22 protein-coding genes and 1 pseudogene are annotated in these 18,785 nt (G+C 62.9%); 10 read left to right on the forward strand and 13 right to left on the reverse strand.

Features of this window, described 5'->3' with window-relative positions; all coding sequences use genetic code 11:
* Positions 1-3 precede the first annotated feature (3 nt).
* The gene (locus NKI31_RS00095; RefSeq protein WP_023730151.1) at positions 4-426 is read left to right on the forward strand and encodes a DUF4864 domain-containing protein; all 423 of its coding nucleotides are present in this window, start codon (positions 4-6) and stop codon (positions 424-426) included.
* A 7-nt stretch (positions 427-433) separates the two neighbouring features.
* On the opposite strand, the gene tgt is transcribed toward NKI31_RS00095, so the two are convergent.
* From tgt to coaD, 7 genes and pseudogenes are all read right to left on the reverse strand, one after another.
* The gene (gene tgt / locus NKI31_RS00100; protein WP_023826990.1) at positions 434-1,564 is read right to left on the reverse strand and encodes a tRNA guanosine(34) transglycosylase Tgt; all 1,131 of its coding nucleotides are present in this window, start codon (positions 1,562-1,564) and stop codon (positions 434-436) included.
* A pseudogene (locus tag NKI31_RS00105) lies at positions 1,557-1,825 on the reverse strand (hypothetical protein). Before NKI31_RS00105 ends, tgt begins: the two are co-directional and overlap by 8 nt.
* Positions 1,815-2,903, reverse strand: coding sequence for a tRNA preQ1(34) S-adenosylmethionine ribosyltransferase-isomerase QueA (gene queA / locus NKI31_RS00110; RefSeq protein WP_352649954.1), 1,089 nt, complete (start codon positions 2,901-2,903; stop codon positions 1,815-1,817). The pseudogene NKI31_RS00105 and the gene queA overlap by 11 nt, the downstream one beginning before the upstream one ends.
* Entirely contained in the window at positions 2,903-3,352 is a 450-nt protein-coding gene (locus NKI31_RS00115; protein WP_352649956.1) for a DMT family transporter, read from the reverse strand. The genes queA and NKI31_RS00115 overlap by 1 nt, the downstream gene beginning before the upstream one ends.
* A gap of 12 nt (positions 3,353-3,364) precedes the next feature.
* The gene (locus NKI31_RS00120) at positions 3,365-3,877 is read right to left on the reverse strand and encodes a peptidylprolyl isomerase (RefSeq protein ID WP_023730156.1); all 513 of its coding nucleotides are present in this window, start codon (positions 3,875-3,877) and stop codon (positions 3,365-3,367) included.
* A gap of 43 nt (positions 3,878-3,920) precedes the next feature.
* Positions 3,921-4,415, reverse strand: a complete 495-nt coding sequence (locus NKI31_RS00125) for a peptidylprolyl isomerase (RefSeq protein WP_352650346.1) — start codon at positions 4,413-4,415, stop codon at positions 3,921-3,923.
* 168 nt (positions 4,416-4,583) lie between these two features.
* Positions 4,584-5,084 carry a pantetheine-phosphate adenylyltransferase gene (coaD, locus tag NKI31_RS00130; protein ID WP_023670954.1) on the reverse strand — a complete coding sequence of 167 codons (501 nt, stop codon included), beginning with the start codon at positions 5,082-5,084 and terminating at the stop codon, positions 4,584-4,586.
* Between the two features lie 194 nt (positions 5,085-5,278).
* On the opposite strand from coaD, the gene NKI31_RS00135 reads away from it, so the two are divergent.
* Positions 5,279-5,425 (forward strand): hypothetical protein, encoded by a 147-nt coding sequence (locus NKI31_RS00135; RefSeq protein ID WP_023670953.1) that lies wholly within the window; start codon positions 5,279-5,281, stop codon positions 5,423-5,425.
* Positions 5,426-5,481: 56 nt separating this feature from the next.
* Here the strand turns inward: NKI31_RS00135 and gyrA are convergent, their stop codons facing one another.
* Positions 5,482-8,271, reverse strand: a complete 2,790-nt coding sequence (gene gyrA / locus NKI31_RS00140; protein ID WP_023688627.1) for a DNA gyrase subunit A — start codon at positions 8,269-8,271, stop codon at positions 5,482-5,484.
* A gap of 223 nt (positions 8,272-8,494) precedes the next feature.
* Complete coding sequence (locus NKI31_RS00145; RefSeq protein ID WP_352649959.1) at positions 8,495-9,346, reverse strand: helix-turn-helix transcriptional regulator; 852 nt, start codon at positions 9,344-9,346, stop codon at positions 8,495-8,497.
* Positions 9,347-9,433: 87 nt separating this feature from the next.
* Between NKI31_RS00145 and NKI31_RS00150 the strand changes: the two genes are divergently transcribed.
* From NKI31_RS00150 to NKI31_RS00160, 3 genes are all read left to right on the forward strand, one after another.
* A complete protein-coding gene (locus NKI31_RS00150) occupies positions 9,434-9,970 on the forward strand; it encodes a hypothetical protein (protein ID WP_352649961.1) in 537 nt (178 codons plus the stop codon).
* A 34-nt stretch (positions 9,971-10,004) separates the two neighbouring features.
* Entirely contained in the window at positions 10,005-10,382 is a 378-nt protein-coding gene (locus tag NKI31_RS00155; RefSeq protein ID WP_352649963.1) for a VOC family protein, read from the forward strand.
* Positions 10,383-10,488: 106 nt separating this feature from the next.
* Positions 10,489-11,118 carry a MarC family protein gene (locus NKI31_RS00160; RefSeq protein WP_023670949.1) on the forward strand — a complete coding sequence of 210 codons (630 nt, stop codon included), beginning with the start codon at positions 10,489-10,491 and terminating at the stop codon, positions 11,116-11,118.
* A gap of 9 nt (positions 11,119-11,127) precedes the next feature.
* Here the strand turns inward: NKI31_RS00160 and NKI31_RS00165 are convergent, their stop codons facing one another.
* The 4 genes from NKI31_RS00165 to NKI31_RS00180 form a co-directional block, all read right to left on the reverse strand.
* Positions 11,128-11,553, reverse strand: coding sequence for an OsmC family protein (locus NKI31_RS00165; protein WP_023829668.1), 426 nt, complete (start codon positions 11,551-11,553; stop codon positions 11,128-11,130).
* 23 nt (positions 11,554-11,576) lie between these two features.
* Positions 11,577-11,975, reverse strand: a complete 399-nt coding sequence (locus NKI31_RS00170) for a DUF2306 domain-containing protein (RefSeq protein ID WP_352649965.1) — start codon at positions 11,973-11,975, stop codon at positions 11,577-11,579.
* A 37-nt stretch (positions 11,976-12,012) separates the two neighbouring features.
* Positions 12,013-12,546, reverse strand: a complete 534-nt coding sequence (ssb, locus tag NKI31_RS00175) for a single-stranded DNA-binding protein (RefSeq protein ID WP_023670946.1) — start codon at positions 12,544-12,546, stop codon at positions 12,013-12,015.
* A gap of 210 nt (positions 12,547-12,756) precedes the next feature.
* Positions 12,757-13,158, reverse strand: a complete 402-nt coding sequence (locus NKI31_RS00180) for a hypothetical protein (protein ID WP_023730163.1) — start codon at positions 13,156-13,158, stop codon at positions 12,757-12,759.
* 133 nt (positions 13,159-13,291) lie between these two features.
* On the opposite strand from NKI31_RS00180, the gene NKI31_RS00185 reads away from it, so the two are divergent.
* The 5 genes from NKI31_RS00185 (at position 13,292) to uvrA (ending at position 18,780) form a co-directional block, all read left to right on the forward strand.
* Positions 13,292-13,606, forward strand: a complete 315-nt coding sequence (locus NKI31_RS00185; RefSeq protein ID WP_023670944.1) for an ArsR/SmtB family transcription factor — start codon at positions 13,292-13,294, stop codon at positions 13,604-13,606.
* A complete protein-coding gene (locus tag NKI31_RS00190; RefSeq protein WP_023819863.1) occupies positions 13,603-14,070 on the forward strand; it encodes an SRPBCC family protein in 468 nt (155 codons plus the stop codon). Before NKI31_RS00185 ends, NKI31_RS00190 begins: the two co-directional genes overlap by 4 nt.
* 29 nt (positions 14,071-14,099) lie before the next feature.
* Complete coding sequence (locus NKI31_RS00195; RefSeq protein WP_023684630.1) at positions 14,100-14,708, forward strand: ATP-dependent Clp protease proteolytic subunit; 609 nt, start codon at positions 14,100-14,102, stop codon at positions 14,706-14,708.
* 146 nt (positions 14,709-14,854) lie between these two features.
* Positions 14,855-15,076: a hypothetical protein gene (locus NKI31_RS00200; RefSeq protein ID WP_155923853.1), complete on the forward strand. Its 222-nt coding sequence runs from the start codon at positions 14,855-14,857 to the stop codon at positions 15,074-15,076.
* A gap of 782 nt (positions 15,077-15,858) precedes the next feature.
* Entirely contained in the window at positions 15,859-18,780 is a 2,922-nt protein-coding gene (uvrA, locus tag NKI31_RS00205; protein WP_023696504.1) for an excinuclease ABC subunit UvrA, read from the forward strand.
* Positions 18,781-18,785: the final 5 nt, after the last annotated feature.

The raw sequence follows: 18,785 nt of genomic DNA on the forward strand, positions 1-18,785 counted from the left end.
GCCATGCGCCGCATCGCATTCGCAGTCGTTTCATTGCTGTTCGCGTTGTTCGTCTCGGCAGCCCTTGCCGGCGACGCCGAAGTCAAGGCCGGCCAGGCCGTCATCGATGGTCAGTTGAAGGCGCTCATCGCCAATGATGGCGCCAAGGCGTACAGTTTCGCCGCTCCAAATGTGAAGCGCATCTTTCCGACCGTCGACACCTTCATGAACATGGTGACCAACGGCTATCCGCCGGTGCGCCAGCCGCAGAGCTATTCCTTCGGCAAGGTCGAGCAGATGGGGCCAACTTCGATAATCCAGCAAGTGCTGATCGTCGGACCCGACGGCAAGGACTATGAGGCGGTCTACACGCTGGAACAGCAGCCCGACGGCAGCTTTCAGATCACCGGCTGCAGCTTGCGCGCAGCGAATTCGCTCAGTACCTGAGGCCCGGCTACAGCACCGGAATATCACCCCTCGCCCATGCCTCGGAAATCTCAGCCGTGCGCGCCTCAAAGGCCCGGGCCTCGATCGCGGCGCGAATGTCCTGCATCAGCTTCTGATAGTAGGACAGGTTGTTCCAGGTCAGAAGCATCGCCCCCAGCGCCTCCTGCGAGCGCACGAGATGATGCAGATAGGCGCGTGAATAGTCGCGTGCCGCCGGGCAGTCACTCTCCTCGTCCAGCGGCCGCGGATCGTCCGCATGGCGGGCATTCCTGAGATTGACCTTGCCGCGCCTGGTATAGGCCAGGCCATGGCGGCCGGCGCGGGTCGGCATCACGCAGTCGAACATGTCGATGCCGCGCGCCACCGATTTCACGATGTCGTCCGGCGTGCCGACGCCCATGAGATATCGAGGCTTGTTGTCAGGCAATTCCGGACAGGTGATCTCCAGCATATCCAGCATCACCGCTTGCGGTTCGCCGACGGCCAGGCCGCCGACCGCATAGCCCTTCAGTTCCATCGCGCTCAGCGCCTGCGCCGAACGCACCCTGAGAGCTGCGTTGTCGCCACCCTGGACGATGCCGAACATCGCCTTGCCGGGCTGATCGCCGAACGCTGTCTTGCAGCGCTCGGCCCAGCGCAGCGACAGCTCCATCGCGCGCTCGATCTGCTTGAGGTCGGCCGGCAGCGCTGTGCATTCGTCGAGCTGCATCTGGATGTCGGAATCGAGCAGGCCCTGGATCTCGATCGAGCGCTCCGGCGACATCTCGTAGGCAGCGCCGTCAATGTGCGAGCGAAAGGTGACGCCCTTCTCGGTCAATTTTCTGAGCTTCGACAGCGACATGACCTGAAAACCGCCACTGTCGGTCAGGATCGGCTGCGGCCAGCGGGCGAATTCATGCAACCCACCAAGCCGCGCCACGCGCTCGGCGCCGGGGCGCAGCATCAGATGATAGGTATTGCCCAGGATGATGTCGGCGCCGACGCCGCGCACCTGGTCCATATACATGGCCTTGACCGTGCCGCCGGTGCCGACCGGCATGAAGGCCGGCGTGCGGATTTCGCCGCGCGGCATGGTGATGGAACCGCGCCGCGCCTTGCCGTCGGTGGCGAGGATCTTGAAGGTGAATGTCTCAGCCATTGAATTCCCTGTCATGGACAGGCGCGCCCGGCGCCTGTCTGTCGAGCGACTGCCGGTAGTGGATGCAGCCGCGCATGAATCTCGGCCAGGGCGGCACGGCATCGATGGATCGGTCTTTTCCGGCAACAGATCCCACAGATCGGGGTGATGCCAGCACAAATCGTGGCCGGTGGCATCGCGATGCTGGCGAATGCCGGCACGCAATTTCTTCACTTCGGCGATCAGGCTTTCGCGATCAAAGGCCTGCAGGTCATCGTCCATCGCTCATCTCCGCTCGATAAAGCAGGCTTGCATCTCCGTAGGAATAGAACCTGTAATCGTTCCCGATGGCATGAGCATAGGCCGCACGCATCGTATCTAGGCCGCTGAAGGCCGAAACCAGCATGAACAGCGTCGAACGCGGCAGATGGAAATTGGTCATTAGCAGGTCGGCGGTCTTGAACCGATAGCCCGGCGTGATGAAGATGTCGGTCGGGCCGGACCAGGCGGTCAGCGAGCCATCAGGCCGTGCCGCGCTCTCCAGCAGGCGCAGCGAGGTCGTCCCGACAGCGATGATGCGCCCGCCCCGCGCCTTGGCGCCATTCAGAGCGTCGGCTGTCGCTTCGCTGACCGAGCCGGTCTCGGCATGCATCTTGTGGTCGGCGGTGTCATCGGCCTTGACCGGCAGGAAGGTGCCGGCGCCGACATGCAGCGTGACGAAGCGGCGCTCGATGCCTTTTGCGTCGAGTGCTGCAAACAGTTCCGGCGTGAAATGCAGGCCGGCGGTGGGCGCTGCCACAGCACCTTCCTCTTTGGCATAGATGGTCTGGTAGTCGGTCAGGTCGCGCGCGTCGTCGTCGCGCTTCGACGCGATATAGGGCGGCAGCGGGATGTGGCCGACGGCGCGCAGCGCTTCGTCGAGAAACGGGCCGGAGAGGTCGAAACCGAGCAACGCCTCGCCGGCCTCGCCCTTCTCGATCACCGTGGCGTCGAGTTGGCCGAGAAAACAGGAATTGCCGTCATGGCCGAAATGGATGCGGTCGCCGGCGGCGATGCGCTTGCCAGGCCGCATGAAGGCCAGCCAGCGGTCCGGCGCCATGCGCATATGCAGCGTGGCGTCGACCTGCGCCTGCGCTTCGCCGCGCCGCCTGATGCCTCTTAACTGGGCAGGAATGACCTTGGTGTCGTTGAAGACCAGCACGTCGCCCGTTCTGAGCAAGGACGGAAGGTCGCGCACCGCGCGGTCCGCAAAGTCTTCGCCTGGCCTGACCACCAGCATTCTGGCGCTGTCGCGCGGCTCGGCCGGGCGCAGCGCGATGCGCTCCTCCGGCAGGTCGAAGTCGAAGAGATCGACGCGCATCAGTAGAGCCGGACGAGCAGCGCTCCGGCCAACAGCAGCACCGCGCCGGCGATGCGGCCGAGCGAAATCTCGCGCACCGCCACGCCGAGAATGCCGACGCGATCGATCAGCATGCCGGCCAGCAACTGGCCGGCAACCAGGAACGCCATCAACGCGGCTGCACCAATGCGCGGCGTAAGAATGGTTGACAGGGTAACATAGAAACCGCCGAGCATGCCGCCGGCGATGAACAGCCAAGGCGCCGGCGCCTTCCAGTCGAGCGAGATGTCCTGCAGCCGCACAACGGCAATGGAGATAATACCAAGCACGATCGCGCCCGACAGGAACGAAAACGCAGCAGCCGCGACCGGGAGCCCCAGGCCGCGCGCCAGCTGCGAGTTGATCGGCGCCTGGACGGCGATGAAGGCGCCTGACAGGATGCCGAGCAGCGACCAGACCACGCCCATCATCGTCGTTTGTCCTTACTTGACGTCGGCCGCGACCTTCAGCGACACGATCTTGTCGGGATCGACCACCGGCTCGCCGCGCTTGATCTTGTCGACATTGTCCATGCCTTCGATGACCTGGCCCCAGACCGTGTACTGGCGGTTGAGGAAAGCGGCATCGTCGAAGCAGATGAAGAACTGCGAATTGGCGGAGTTCGGGTTCTGCGAACGGGCCATCGAGCAGGTGCCGCGGCCATGGTTGGCGTTGGAGAATTCAGCCTTCAGGTCAGGCTTCTCGGAACCGCCCATGCCCGCGCGGGAGGGGGCAAAAGTGGGCTTGGTCGAATTGCCGAACTTGACGTCACCGGTCTGCGCCATGAAGCCTTCGATGACGCGGTGGAAAACCACGCCGTCATAGGCGCCTTCGCGGGCCAGTTCCTTGATGCGGGCGACGTGGCCGGGGGCCAGGTCGGGAAACAGTTCGATGACGACCTTGCCCTTGGTCGTTTCCAGGATGAGCGCGTTTTCGCGGTCCTTGATCTCAGCCATGTCGGATCTCCTTTATCTCAGAAAACAGAATGATTTGATAGGTTTACTTGTCGGCGGCGATGCGTACCTTGATCATGCGGTCGGGGTCGCTGACCGTGCCGTTGTCGGCCTCGTCGCCCTTCTTGATCTTGTCCACCAGCTCCATGCCGCTGACGACATTGCCGACGATGGTGTACTGGCCATCGAGGTTTGGCGCCGGCGCGAACATGATGAAGAACTGTGAATTGGCGGAGTTCGGATCCTGCGAGCGGGCCATGCCGAGCGTGCCGCGCTTGAAATGTTCGCTCTGCGAGAATTCGGCCGGAAGATCAGGCAGCTCGGAACCGCCGGTGCCGACGGCTTCGGGGCTGAACCCCTTCTTCATGTTGCCGAACTTGACGTCGCCGGTCTGCGCCATGAAGCCGTTGATGACGCGGTGGAAGGCGACATCGTCGTAAACGCCTTCGCGCACCAGCTTCTTGATCTGCGCGACATGTTTGGGCGCCAGATCAGGGCGCAGCGCGATGGTGACGTCGCCGTTCTTCAAGGTGATGATCATGGTGTTTTCCGGCTCGGCGGCGAAGGCCGAAACGGATGCGGTCACGAGACCGGCAAGCACGACGAGGAACGAGGCGAGCTTTTTCAGCTGCATAAGGGATCTCCGAAGGTCTTTGTTAGGGTGCATGTCGTTGCCCCAAAACCGGCATCCACTTTTGGGCGACATGCACTATTTCGCGAATTTGGCGGTGAGCGCGCCGGCAACGGCGGCCGGCACGAACGGACGGATGTCGCCGCCCATCGAGGCTATCTGGCGCACAAGTGTGGCGGTAATGGTGCGTACCGACGGGCTGGCGGGCAGAAAAACCGTCTGCAGTTCCGGCGCCATCGTCTCGTTCATTCCAGCCATCTGCATCTCATAGTCGAGATCGGTGCCGTCACGCAGGCCGCGGATCATGATCGAGGCGCCATGCTTGCGGGCCGCGTCGATGACCAGCCCGTCAAAGGCGACGACCTTGATACGGTCGCCGTCGCGGCCAAATTCGGCCTTGGTCGCGGCCTCGATCAGCTTCACCCGTTCGTCGAAGGAAAACAGCGGCGTCTTGCCGGGGTGGGTGCCGATCGCCGCATAAACCGTGTCGGCGACAGCCAGCGATGCCTTCAGGACATCGAGATGGCCGTTGGTCAGCGGGTCGAAGGAGCCGGCATAAAGGGCGATGCGATCGGTCATGGGAGGTGCTTCTAGCGGGGCATTGGGCGGAAGGCAAATGCGATTGGGAACATCTGCGTGAACCTTTTCGCAGACATGAACGACAGATGAATGCCTTGATCACGAAGACTTCACGCCGCGTTCGCTAGTTTGCACTTCGGAAGATGAAACCAAAACCCGATCTAACCGTTGGATAGGCGCAGGAGAACACGCACATGCTGATCTACATGCTCGCCACCGCAATGACCGTCGCCATGCTGATCGCCACCGCATTCGGATTGCATAGCGAGGCAGAGCGCGTCCGTGTCCGCACAAAGCGGTTCGAAGGTTTCGGCGCTCGCTGGCCCCATCGTCGCCCCTGATTTATTGCTAGTTTCTTGTTTGCGCCGGCCCATCGGGCCGGCGTTGTTGCTCAAACCTATTCGGTGCTGTCCGGTACGGCATCTCCGGCGCCGGCCTCAATGACACCCTCTTCGACATCCTCGTCGGCCTGCGGCTCCGAAATCCGTTCGACCGAAACCACCTTCTCGCCTTCGGCGGTGTTGAAGATGGTCACGCCCTTGGTGGCGCGGCTGGCGAAACGGATACCGTTGACCGGCACCCGGATGACCGTGCCGCCATCCGAAACCAGCATGATCTGGTCGTCATTGCCGACCGGGAAAGTCGCCACCAGCTGGCCGATCTCGGCCACCTTCGACACGTCGGTGGCGCGGATGCCTTTGCCGCCGCGTCCGGTCAGGCGGAAATCGTAGGATGACGAGCGCTTGCCGTAGCCATATTCGGTCACCGTCAGCACATACTGCTCATGCGCCTTGAGCTCTTCGTAACGGCTGTCGGAAAGCTCGGTCTCCTCGCCAATCTCCTCATTGGTGAGTGCAATCTCTTCTTCCTCGCCGGTCACCTCGGCGGCAAGCCGCCGCTCCAGTGCTGCCCGCTTGAGGTAGGCGGAGCGTTCCGCCGGTGAAGCATCGACATGCTCGATCACCGACATGGAGATGATGCGGTCGGTCTCGGCCATGCTTATGCCGCGCACGCCGACCGAATTGCGGCTCTGGAAGACGCGCACATCGCCAACGCGGAAGCGGATGCACTGGCCGGAGCTGGCGGTCAAAAGCACATCGTCATTGTCTGTGCAGGTCTCGACGCCGAGAATCTCGTCGCCCTCCTCCTCCAGCTTCATGGCGATCTTGCCATTGCGGTTGACCTGGACGAATTCGGACAGCTTGTTGCGGCGCACGGTGCCGCGCGTGGTGGCGAACATGACGTCGAGTTCGCCCCAGCTGGTCTCGTCCTCCGGCAGCGGCATGATGGTGGTGATGCGCTCGCCCTGCTCCAGCGGCAGCATGTTGATCAGCGCCTTGCCGCGCGACTGCGGATTGCCGATTGGCAGCCGCCAGACCTTTTCCTTGTAGACGATGCCGCGCGAGGAGAAGAACAGCACCGGCGTATGCGTGTTGGCCACAAACAGCCGGGTGACGAAATCCTCTTCCTTGGTCGACATACCGGAGCGGCCCTTGCCGCCGCGGCGTTGCGCCCGGTAGAGCGACAGCGGCACGCGCTTGATGTAGCCGGAATGGCTGACGGTGACGACCATGTCCTCGCGCTGGATCAGGTCCTCGTCTTCCATGTCGGCGCCGCCGTCGGTGAGCTCGGTGCGGCGCGGCGTGCCGAACTCGTCGCGCACGGCGGCAAGCTCGTCCTTGACGATCTGCTGGATGCGGGCGCGGGACGACAGAATGTCAAGGTAATCCTTGATCTCGTCGCCGATCGTGTTCAGCTCGTCGGCGATTTCGTCACGGCCGAGCGCGGTCAGGCGCTGCAGGCGCAGTTCGAGGATTGCGCGCGCCTGTTCCTCGGACAGGTTGTAGGTGCCGTCCTCGTTGATGCGATGGCGCGGATCGTCGATAAGCAGAATCAATGACTCGACGTCGCCGGAGGGCCAGCGCCGCTCCATCAGCTGCTCGCGCGCCGTCTGCGGATCGGGCGCGGTGCGGATCAGCTTGATCACTTCGTCGATGTTGGCGACGGCTATGGCGAGACCGACCAATACATGGGCACGGTCACGCGCCTTGCGCAGCAGGAACTTCGTGCGCCGGCTAATCACCTCTTCGCGGAAGCCGACAAATGCCTTCAGCATGTCGGTCAGGTTCATCACTTCCGGCTTGCCGCCGTTCAGCGCCACCATATTGGCGCCGAAGGAGGTCTGCAGCGGCGTGAAGCGATAAAGTTGGTTCAGGATGACATCGGCGACAGCGTCGCGCTTCAGCTCGATGACGACGCGGTAGCCCTGGCGGTCGCTTTCGTCGCGAATGTCGGAAATGCCTTCGATGCGCTTGTCGCGCACCAGCTCGGCCATTTTCTCGATCATCGAGGCCTTGTTCACCTGGTACGGGACTTCCGTGATGATGATCGATTCACGGTCGTTTCCGCGCTGTTCGACATTGACCTTGCCGCGCATGACGATGGAGCCACGGCCAGTCGCATAGGCGCTGTAGATGCCGGAACGGCCGAGCACGATGCCGCCGGTCGGGAAATCGGGACCCGGAATGATCTCCATCAGCGCCGGCAAATCGATCGCCGGATTGTCGATGATGGCGATGGCGCCGTTGCAGATCTCGGCCAGATTGTGCGGCGGGATGTTGGTGGCCATGCCGACGGCGATGCCGCCGGAACCGTTGACCAGAAGATTGGGGAAGCGGGCCGGCAGCACCTTCGGTTCGGTGTCGGATGCGTCATAAGTCTCCTGGAAATCGACGGTTTCCTTGTCGATGTCCTCCAGGAGTTCATGCGCGACCTTGGTCAGCCGCGATTCGGTGTAGCGCATCGCCGCCGGCGGATCGCCGTCGATGGAGCCGAAATTACCCTGCCCGTCGATCAGCGGAACGCGCAGCGACCAGTCCTGCGCCATGCGCACCAAGGCGTCGTAGATCGAGGCGTCGCCATGCGGATGGTATTTACCCATCACGTCGGCGACCGGGCGGGCCGACTTCACATATTTGCGGTTCCAGTGGTAACCGCTCTCATGCGCCGCATAGAGAATGCGGCGGTGCACCGGCTTCAGGCCGTCGCGCACATCGGGCAGCGCACGGCTGACGATCACGCTCATGGCATAAGAGAGGTAGGAGCTCTGCATCTCCTCGATGATGGAGATGGGCTCGATGCCGGTGGGGCCGCCGTCGGCGCCGCGCGGGGGTTTTTGGTCGGTCAAATCGGATCACAATCTAATCAGGAATCATTGACCGCTTATATAGGAAGCACGGCCGAAACTCCAATATTCGTGGTGCTTTTCCAACGACAATTTCAGCGGTAAATTCAAATGGATACCTCTGATTGCGACGATTTGGCCATAACGCATTCGCCGCCGCCAGGGGCAAAAGCCTGCGAAGGACAGTTTTCCAAGTCAAGAGCGTATCTGGAGGCAGACAGACGCGTCAGCGGGTAGCCACCCGCCGGGAGCGATAGTGGCCAGGCGTCTCACCCATGACGCGCCGGAAACGGCGATTGAACGTCGACAAATCGTTGAAACCGGCCTCGAAGGCGATTTCCGAGATGGCATCGCCTGACATGCGCAGCCGCACCGCCGCGCGGTGCAGCCGGGTTCTCAGCAGAAACTGATAGGGCGTCATGCCGGCGACCTGCCGGAAGGTGCGCAGGAAATGATACGGGCTGGTCGCCGTCGCGCAGGCAAGCTCGGAAAGCGAGACCGGCCTGTCGGCATTGAGCTCGATCTGCCGCACCGCCTCGGCAACCCGTTTCTGGTCGCGGCGGCTCGGCGGTCGAACGCCAGGCACCGCATCGCTGGCGACGGGCAGTGCTGCGCCGGCAACTGCCAGTGCTGCGCCGGCAATTCGCAGGCCAAGCTCTTCAAAGGCGTCGATGTCGACCATCTCGCGCGCCGCTTCCGCCTCGGCCAGCAGCGATGCCAGCGCCGGCAAGGGCGGCATATGCGGCACGCCGAAGGCGAGCTTGCTCGCGCCGGGCACGTCGCTGGCGATGCGGTCGAGATAGGCCGGAGCGAAGTGGAAGGACAGGCAACGGTCGCCGGCGCCATGCTCATGCCCGCATTCATAGCAGGCGCCGACATTGCCGAGCAGGATCGCGCCCGGCGCCAGCATGGCGGCGCCTTGCCTGGTGCGGTAGCGGAAGGTGCCGCTGGTGACAGCGGCAACGCAGAAGGTGTCGTGCGCCTCCTCGAACGGGCGGTCGCCGGCGCCGGCCGTGCACAGCACGTCACAGACATACCAACCCTGCCCCGATGCCAGGTTTTGTTCGCTCGTCGTCATGGCTTGAAAGATAGCAATTTTTCCCAAGCGCGACACCCGGTCGGGGCCTATCGCTTGCAGCCTCCTGACACTACGAAGGCAGCAAGTATGATCGGTACATCCTCCTTTGCCGAAGCGCTCCACAGCGACGGCCCCAATTCCGGCCTGGCTGAAAAGCTGGATCTCTACGGCCGCTTCGTCGGCGCCTGGACATTCGATGCCACGCGCCATCTCGAGGACGGCACGGTTCTCACCGGACGCGGCGAGGTGCATTTCGGCTGGGTCCTGGAAGGCAGGGCGATCCAGGACGTATGGATCCTGCCCGCACGCGATGCCGGCCCCTCGCCCTCGCTCCGCAAATGGACTTTCTATGGCACAACGCTTCGGGCCTATGATCCCGGCTCGGATGCCTGGCACATCTTCTGGAGCGACCCGCGCAACCAATACTACAGCCGCCAGCTTGGTCGCGCCGAAGGCGACACGATTGTGCAGGTCGGCGCCGACGGCACTGGTTCCTCGGTCCGCTGGAGCTTTTCGCGCATCACCAAAGACAGCTTCCGCTGGCTCGGCGAGCGTTCGCACGACGATGGCAAGACATGGCGTCTCGAAGTCGAGTTCCTGGCGCGCCGCGTCGCCCACGACTGATGACGCAACATATTGCAAAAAGGTGACCAAAAGCATGCTTGACCATGTCTCGATCGGCGTCCGCGACACCAACGTTTCGAAGCCCTTCTACGATGCCGCGCTAAAGCCGCTCGGTTATTCCTGCCTCAGCCAGTCGCCAGGCTCACTGGGTTATGGTGCGCAAGCCGTCGCGCTGTGGGTGAACGACGCGGAGCGGCCAGTGCCATCGGACGAGAAGTCCGGTCTGCATTTCTGCTTTACCGCGCCGACCAGGCGGAGCGTCGACGCCTTTCACGCCGACGCCTTGCGTGCAGGCGGCAGCGACAATGGCGCGCCGGGGCTGCGCGCCGACTATGGCGAGAACTATTACGCTGCCTTCATCGTCGATCCCGACGGCTATCGCCTGGAGGCCTGTTGCAACGCTGCCGCCTAACACTGCCGGCGTCTCCGGTACCGCCATCTCAGACGGTTCCCACCGGCCAGGCTTTGCTCTACCACTATCGTGGCGCAGGGGTCCGGCCCGGCGGGAGGGGTCAGCGATGCCGAGTTTCGACAGCCTGTTCAACGCCTTCGTCACCATTCTGGTGACCATCGACCCGCCAGGTCTCGCGCCGCTCTTCCTCGCGGTGACACGCGGCATGAACCGCGAGGAACGTCAGCAGGTCTCGGTGCGCGCCTCGATCATCGGCTTCCTGGTGATGGCGCTGTTTGCGGTGGCCGGGGCCTCCATCCTGTCGGTGTTCGGCATCACGCTGCCGGCTTTCCGCGTCGCCGGCGGGTTTTTGCTGTTCTTCATCGCGTTCGAAATGGTGTTCGAGCGCCGCCAGGACCGCAAGGAGAAGATCGGCGACGTCGCCATCACCAAGGACATGATCCACAATATCGCGGCCTTCCCGCTGGCGATCCCGCTGATCGCCGGCCCCGGTGCGATTTCGGCGACCGTGCTACTGTCGGGCTCGTTTCAGGGTTTTGCAGCACAAGCGGCGCTGGTCGGCATCATCTTCGTCTGCCTTGCCATCACCTATCTGGTGTTCGTGCTGTCGGAGCGCATCGACCGCATCCTCGGCCAGACCGGCCGCTCGATCCTCACCCGCCTGCTCGGCGTCATCCTGGCCGCGCTTGCGGTTCAGTTCGTCGCGGATGGCATCAAGGCGCTGATGGCGGGGTAACGGCAGCCCCTACTCCACCGCCGTATCGACGACCTTGAAATCGTGGGTGATGACAGCCGTCTTGGCCAGCATGGCCGAGGCCGAGCAGTATTTCTCGATCGACAGGTTGATGGCGCGCTGGACCTTGTCGCGCGACAGCGCGTGGCCCGTGACGATGAAATGCATGTGGATGCGGGTGAAGACTTTCGGGTCGGTTTCGGCCCGGTCGGCGTCGAGTTCGACAACACAGTCCTCGATCGCCTCGCGGCCTTTTTCGAGGATGTGGACGACATCATAGGCCGAGCAGCCGCCGGTGCCGATCAGCACCATCTCCATCGGGCTCGGACCCGGCGTCTTGCCTTCCGGCCCGGAGGCGGTTCCCAGCACAACCTTGTGGCCGCTCCCGGACTCGCCGACGAAGGTGCGCTCCTCGACCCATTTGATCCGGGCTTTCACGGCAATCTTCCTTTCAGAAAGCGTCACTGGCCGAAGACGACCGTGTGCATGATCCGCCCCGGCAGCAGCGTGAACACGCCGGCGCCGATCAGGGCGAAAACATACAGCGATATCGTGACCCTGCGATGTGTGGCGACCCGATGCATATGCGCGTGCCAGACCGCCAGCGGCACGGCGATCAACACTAACATCGACAAGAGATGGATCGGGCTGAACGGACCGACGAGGCGTATCTGCTGGATCCAGAAACTGGAGATGGCGACGACCAGCATCAGCGCCGCCCAGGTATAGCCGACGACACGATGACGCGTCGTGCCTTTCGGCAGCGCCAGTTGCGTAGCGCCAATGGCAAGCGCGGCAAGGGCCGCGAAGGCGTGCCATGGAATGGGAGGGCGCGCCGATAGAAGCGGTCCGAGCGACATCGCGCCCTCTCCTCAGATATCGCTGACTATCGTCAGCTCAGAACGGGATTTCGTCGTCCAGTTCGCGCGACGAGCCGCCGCCACCGCCGCCCTTGGAACCGCCGCCACCGCTGTTGCCGCCGCGGTTGAAGCTCTCATTGGGGCCAGACTGGCCGAAATCCGAGCCACGGCTCGCGCCGCCGCCGCCGGCATAGTTGCCGACCTGACCGCCGCCCTCGCCGCGAGAATCGAGCATCTGCAGCTCGCCGCGGAATTTCTGCAGCACGACTTCGGTCGTGTACTTGTCGGCGCCGGTCTGGTCCTGCCATTTGCGTGTCTGCAGCTGGCCTTCGACGTAAACCTTCATGCCCTTCTTAAGGTACTGCTCGGCGACCTTGGCGATCTGGTCATTGAAAATGACGACGTTGTGCCATTCGGTCTTTTCCTTGCGCTCGCCGGAATTCTTGTCGCGCCAGCTTTCCGACGTGGCGATGCGGATGTTGACGACCGGGTCACCGGAATTCAGGCGGCGGATTTCAGGGTCCGCGCCGAGGTTACCGACCAGAATGACCTTGTTGACGCTACCCGCCATGACACTTCTCCGTGCTCATCCGAAACAAATTTCAAGTCGTTCACCTTACAGGCCGCGCACAATCCTGGCTTGCCGCGGCTGGCTTTTCCCACAAGGTTTTTGTTCCCTTTTCGTTCCTATACTGTTAACCACGGATTGTCAAGGAATGGCAGCAATCGCCGACGCGGGCGCGTGGATTTAGCTGACACGCAGGGGCGAGAAGCGGTGTCGTCAGCGCCGTTTTTTAGCTGGCCGCAACGGACCGAAAAAGCCGCTCCACTCCATGCCCATGCCATGGGCGCGCTGTGCGATCACGGTTGGCGCCGACATCAGCCCGACTGCAGGTTCAGATTTCAGAGCCGGGTCATTCAGCAATTTCCCGATCGCGCGCCCGTGCCACCACACCTGAGCGACGAGCGCCGCTACCACCGCGATCAGGCCCCAGGTCCCCAATCCTTCGCCGAAGATGTAAATCCCGTATGGCGGCGATAGCGCCGTACCCAGCTTGGCCAACAAGATCACGGCCACGAAACCGATGACGGCGATCGCTCCTATACCGAGTACGAGGCGGCGATAGAGCCTCAGAGCCTCGTTGAGGTTCTCGGCGGACGAAAGATCGACGTTGGAATTCATAAATACTACTCCTGCCTCGCGATGATCGGCCCATCTTGTTCCCCACGGCTTAGAGGCCCGGCAGGATCCAATCAATACGCGGCATTCAAAACACCCCTTGCCAAATCGATAAGTATCGACTTATGCTTTTGCCATGATCGAAGCAGAGATTTTTCGCGCCCTGGCCGACCCGACGCGACGCGCCGTCTACGAGCGGCTGACTTCCGGCGAGATGAGCGTGTCGGAGTTGCGCACCGGCATGAGCGTGTCGCAGCCGGCGGTGTCGCAGCACCTTGCCGTGCTGCGCGGCGCAGGCCTGGTCAGCGAAAGACGCGCCGGCCGCAACGCCTACTATCGCGCCGATCCGCAAGGGCTCGAGCCGCTGCTCGGCTGGATCGAACGCTACCGCGCATTCTGGCCGGAGCGCATCGAAAGACTGAAGGCCGTTTTGAAGGACATGGACCAATGACCGACGAAAAGCAGACGCAGACCGCCAAAGATGCCCTCGCCTTCGAATGCGATCTGCCGGACGCACCGGAAAAAGTGTGGCGGGCACTGACCGTGCCGGACCTCTTGGCGGAATGGATGATGCCGAACGACATCAATCCGGAAACCGGCAGCCGCTTTGCCTTTGCCGGGCCTGAGAAGCCGATCGAGTGCGAAGTGCTCGATGCCGAACCGGGGCGCCTGCTGCGCTATTCCTGGCGCGAGCGTTCCGGCGACGCCGACCGCGAGGAGCTGGGGAGCATCGTCACCTTCACACTCGCCCGCACCGTTTCCGGCGGCACGCATCTGCGCATCGTCCATGACGGGTTTGTCCTGACGCCTGCGGTCGCGATGGCCGGCGCCGGCTGCCGGCTCTGGCTGCGCGCATACAAGCCCAAGCGGCCTGTCGCCGCCAACGCGCCACGCCTGTTGCTGCGCGCCGCCTGAACCGGAAAAATCAAAACGGAGACAATGAGATGAGCGGCTTTGCCAATCTGGTGCCGATGGTGATCGAGCAATCGAGCCGCGGCGAACGCGCCTTCGACATTTTCTCGCGGCTGCTGCGCGAGCGCATCATCTTCGTCAATGGCGAGATCAATGACGGCATGTCGGCGCTGGTCTGCGCCCAGCTCCTGTCGCTGGAATCGGACAATCCCGACAAGGAGATCTCGCTCTACATCAACTCGCCGGGCGGCGTGGTGACCAGCGGTTTCGCCATCTACGACACGATGCAATATGTCAGCTGCCCGGTGTCGACCGTGTGCATGGGCTTTGCCGCGTCGATGGCCTCCTTCCTGCTGATGGCGGGAACGCCGGGGCGGCGCATCGCGCTGCCCAATGCCAGCATCGTGCTGCATCAGCCTTTGGGTGGCTTCCAGGGCCAGGCCTCCGACATCCAGCGTCACGCCGAAGGCATTTTGCGCACCAAGCGGCACATGGCCGACCTCTACGCTCACCATTGCGGCCGCACCCACGAAGAGGTCGAACGCACGCTCGACCGCGATTTCTTCATGACCGCGAAGGAGGCCAAGGACTGGGGCCTCGTCGACCACGTCTTCGACACCCGCAAGCAGGCAGCGGCCTGATCGGCGGATTGAATGCAGGCCGGTGTTCCCTCAATTTCAACGCCGCTGGTCTGGCCTCGCCTTGAGCGCGGCACTATAGTCTTGCCATGCGCTACCACCTGAACAGACTGACCATAGCCATTGCCATCACGGCGGCGACATCGAGCATGGCCTTTGCCGGGGGCAGCACCAGCACGTCGCGGAAAGGCGCCCTGCCCGGCGTGACCGGCGACTACCGCATCGCCAAGCCCGCGCCGCAGCCGGAGCCGGACGACGCGCTGTCTGCCGGCGAGAACGGCACGTTCAAGATCGGCGACACCGATGTCAGGATTTCCGGCAGCATCACTGTCGATGTCGGCACGGGTGGGATCAAGCCGCCGCGCCGGTAGCCCCTTCTCCCAGCTACTATACGGGAGAGAAAGCCTACGCCGACGACTTCCTCGCAAAAGAACAGCCCCGCCGTTGCTTCCGCTAACGGTCGGGGCTTTTTTTGGATTCCAAATCCAAACTGCCGGTAGTGTTATACCGACTTTGATTTCGGATGCTCGCGGCATTCAGCCGACGATCCGACTAGCCGTCTCTGATTTTTGTGGGATTCGGCAGGTCACGGTTTGTCTGGTGGTTTGTTGGACTGACGCGATGCGTTCGTTTGGACGCATACACTCCAATGCCTTGAAACTACCTGGCACTTATGCCCGCCGCGGCTCCACTAGCAGGTGGAGCCTCAAGGGACTATCCGGTGGCGTCATGCTCCGCTCCTATGTCCGTTGCGACTGGTGTCAATCCGAAGCACAAATCGCAAAAACCTGCGGCGTCTCGCAGGCCGCTATGGGCGGCGAGGCCATCAAAGACGGCCGGCTCCGTTGACTCCGGCAGAGTGCGCCCCTGATTCGACGGCGTCAACCTTGAATAGCCGGTTACGGAAAATGTGATCGCCGGGAGCTTACGTCAGGGTCAGTTTCTGAAACACCCTTGTCAGTTTCTGCACAGCTTTGTCAGGAGCGTGTTCGGTCTTTGTTCTTTCCGCTTGCCCGTTCGCGCGAAAGACGGTTAAACGGCTTTGGTCGAGAAGTGTGGCGTCTCTCGACGTGGCGGCAAAAATACCTACATAGGGAATGGCCGGGAAAACCCGCCGATCCCACTGACACCAGACCTGAGGCGGCGACCGGCGATGGCCGACCATAAATACCTTTCCATTCGCGGGGCACGCGAACACAACCTAAAGAATGTCGATCTCGACCTGCCGCGTGACAGCCTGATCGTCATGACCGGCCTGTCGGGCTCCGGCAAATCGTCGCTTGCTTTCGACACCATCTATGCCGAGGGCCAGCGCCGTTACGTCGAGAGCCTGTCGGCTTATGCGCGCCAGTTCCTCGAAATGATGCAGAAGCCGGATGTCGACCAGATCGACGGCCTGTCGCCGGCCATCTCGATCGAGCAGAAGACCACGTCGAAGAACCCGCGTTCGACGGTCGGCACCGTCACCGAGATCTACGACTACATGCGCTTGCTGTTCGCGCGCGTCGGCATCCCCTATTCGCCGGCGACCGGCCTGCCGATCGAGAGCCAGACGGTTTCACAGATGGTCGACCGGGTGCTGGCGGTCGAGGAAGGCACGCGCCTTTTCCTGCTGGCGCCGATCGTGCGCGGCCGCAAGGGCGAGTATCGCAAGGAACTGCTGGAGCTGCAGAAGAAGGGCTTTCAGCGCGTCAAGGTCGACGGCGTCTTCTATGAGATCGCCGATGTGCCGGCGTTGGACAAGAAGTACAAGCACGACATCGACGTCGTCGTCGACCGCATCGTCGTGCGCGGCGACCTGGCGACACGGCTTGCCGATTCCATCGAAACGGCGCTGAAGCTCGCCGAAGGGCTGGCGGTGGCCGAGTTCGCCGACCGGCCGCTCGACGCCAGCCAGACCGGCGAGGACTCGGTCAACAAATCGAAGAACGAGACGCATGAGCGCATCCTGTTCTCGGAAAAATTCGCCTGCCCGGTTTCCGGCTTCACCATTCCGGAGATCGAGCCCAGGCTGTTCTCGTTCAACAACCCGTTCGGCGCCTGCCCGACCTGCGACGGCCTCGGCAATCAGCGCGCCATCGACGCCAGCCTGATCGTGCCGGACGAAAACGTCTCGCTGCGCGACGGCGCCGTCAGCCCGTGGGCGAAATCGACCTCGCCCTATTATGCGCAGACGCTGGAAGCGCTGGGCAAGGCATACGGCTTCAAGCTCGGCGACAAGTTCAAAGACCTGACCGAAGAGGCCAAGGAAGCCGTCCTGCGCGGCACCGGCGAGCGCGAGGTCACCTTCCAATATGATGACGGCCTGCGCTCCTACAAGACCACCAAGACGTTCGAGGGCGTCATTCCCAATCTCGAACGGCGGTGGAAGGAAACCGAATCCGCCTGGATGCGCGAGGAGATCGAGCGCTTCATGTCGGCGACGCCCTGCCCGGTCTGCAAGGGATACCGGCTGAAGCCGGAAGCGCTGGCGGTGAAGATCGCCGGCAAGCATATCGGCGAAGTCACAGAGCTGTCGATCCGCAAGGCCGACCAGTGGTTCACCGAACTGCCGCCACATCTCAACGACCAGCAGAACGAGATCGCGGTGCGCGTTCTCAAGGAAATCCGTGACCGCCTGCGCTTCCTCAACGATGTCGGCCTCGACTATCTGACGCTGTCGCGCAATTCCGGCACGCTGTCGGGCGGCGAGAGCCAGCGCATAAGGCTGGCGTCGCAGATCGGCTCCGGCCTCACCGGCGTGCTCTATGTGCTGGACGAGCCGTCGATCGGCCTGCACCAGCGCGACAATGCCCGCCTGCTCGACACGCTCAAGCATCTGCGCGACATCGGCAACACGGTGATCGTCGTCGAGCATGACGAGGACGCCATCCTGCATGCCGATTATGTCGTAGACATGGGTCCGGCCGCCGGCATTCATGGCGGCGAGATCATCGCCCAGGGCACGCCGCAGCAGGTGATGGCCAATCCCAACTCGATCACCGGTAAATATCTGTCGGGCGCGCTCGAAGTCGCCACGCCCGGTGTCAGGCGCGAGGCCAAGAAAAACCGCCGGCTGAAGATCGTCGGCGCGCGCGGCAACAATCTCAAGAACGTCACTGCCGAAATCCCGCTCGGCACTTTTACCGCCGTCACCGGCGTGTCTGGCGGCGGCAAATCGACCTTCCTGATCGAGACGCTGTTCAAGGCGGCGTCGCGCCGCATCATGGGCTCGCGCGAGCATCCGGCCGATCACGACCGCATCGAGGGCCTCGAATTCCTCGACAAGGTCATCGACATCGACCAGTCGCCGATCGGCCGCACACCGCGTTCGAACCCGGCCACCTACACCGGCGCCTTCACACCGATCCGCGACTGGTTTGCCGGGTTGCCCGAGGCCAAGGCCCGCGGCTATCAGCCGGGCCGCTTCTCCTTCAACGTGAAGGGCGGCCGCTGCGAGGCCTGCCAGGGCGACGGCGTCATCAAGATCGAGATGCACTTCCTGCCCGACGTCTACGTCACGTGCGACGTCTGCCACGGCAAGCGCTACAACCGCGAGACGCTCGACGTCCTGTTCAAGGGCAAGTCGATCGCCGACGTCCTGGACATGACGGTCGAGGAAGGCGTCGATTTCTTTGCCGCCGTGCCCGGGGTGCGCGACAAGCTGGAGACGCTGAAGCAGGTCGGCCTCGGCTACATCCATATCGGCCAGCAGGCGACGACGCTGTCGGGCGGCGAGGCGCAGCGCATCAAGCTCGCCAAGGAATTGTCGCGCAAGGCGACCGGCAAGACGCTCTACATCCTCGACGAGCCGACCACCGGCCTGCACTTCCATGACGTCGCCAAGTTGCTGGAAGTGCTTCACGAACTGGTCGACCAGGGCAACACCGTGGTGGTCATCGAGCACAATCTCGAAGTCATCAAGACCGCCGACTGGGTGCTCGACCTCGGCCCCGAAGGCGGCGATGGCGGTGGCGAACTGGTGGCACAAGGCACACCGGAAGCGATCGTGCGCGAAAAGCGCAGCTACACCGGCCAGTTCCTGAAGGAGCTTTTGGAGCGGCGGCCCGGAGGCAAGCGCGAAGCGGCGGAGTAACTGAC

It is taken from the genome of Mesorhizobium sp. M0659 (genome assembly GCF_040320605.1).
Classification (GTDB): Bacteria; Pseudomonadota; Alphaproteobacteria; order Rhizobiales; family Rhizobiaceae; genus Mesorhizobium.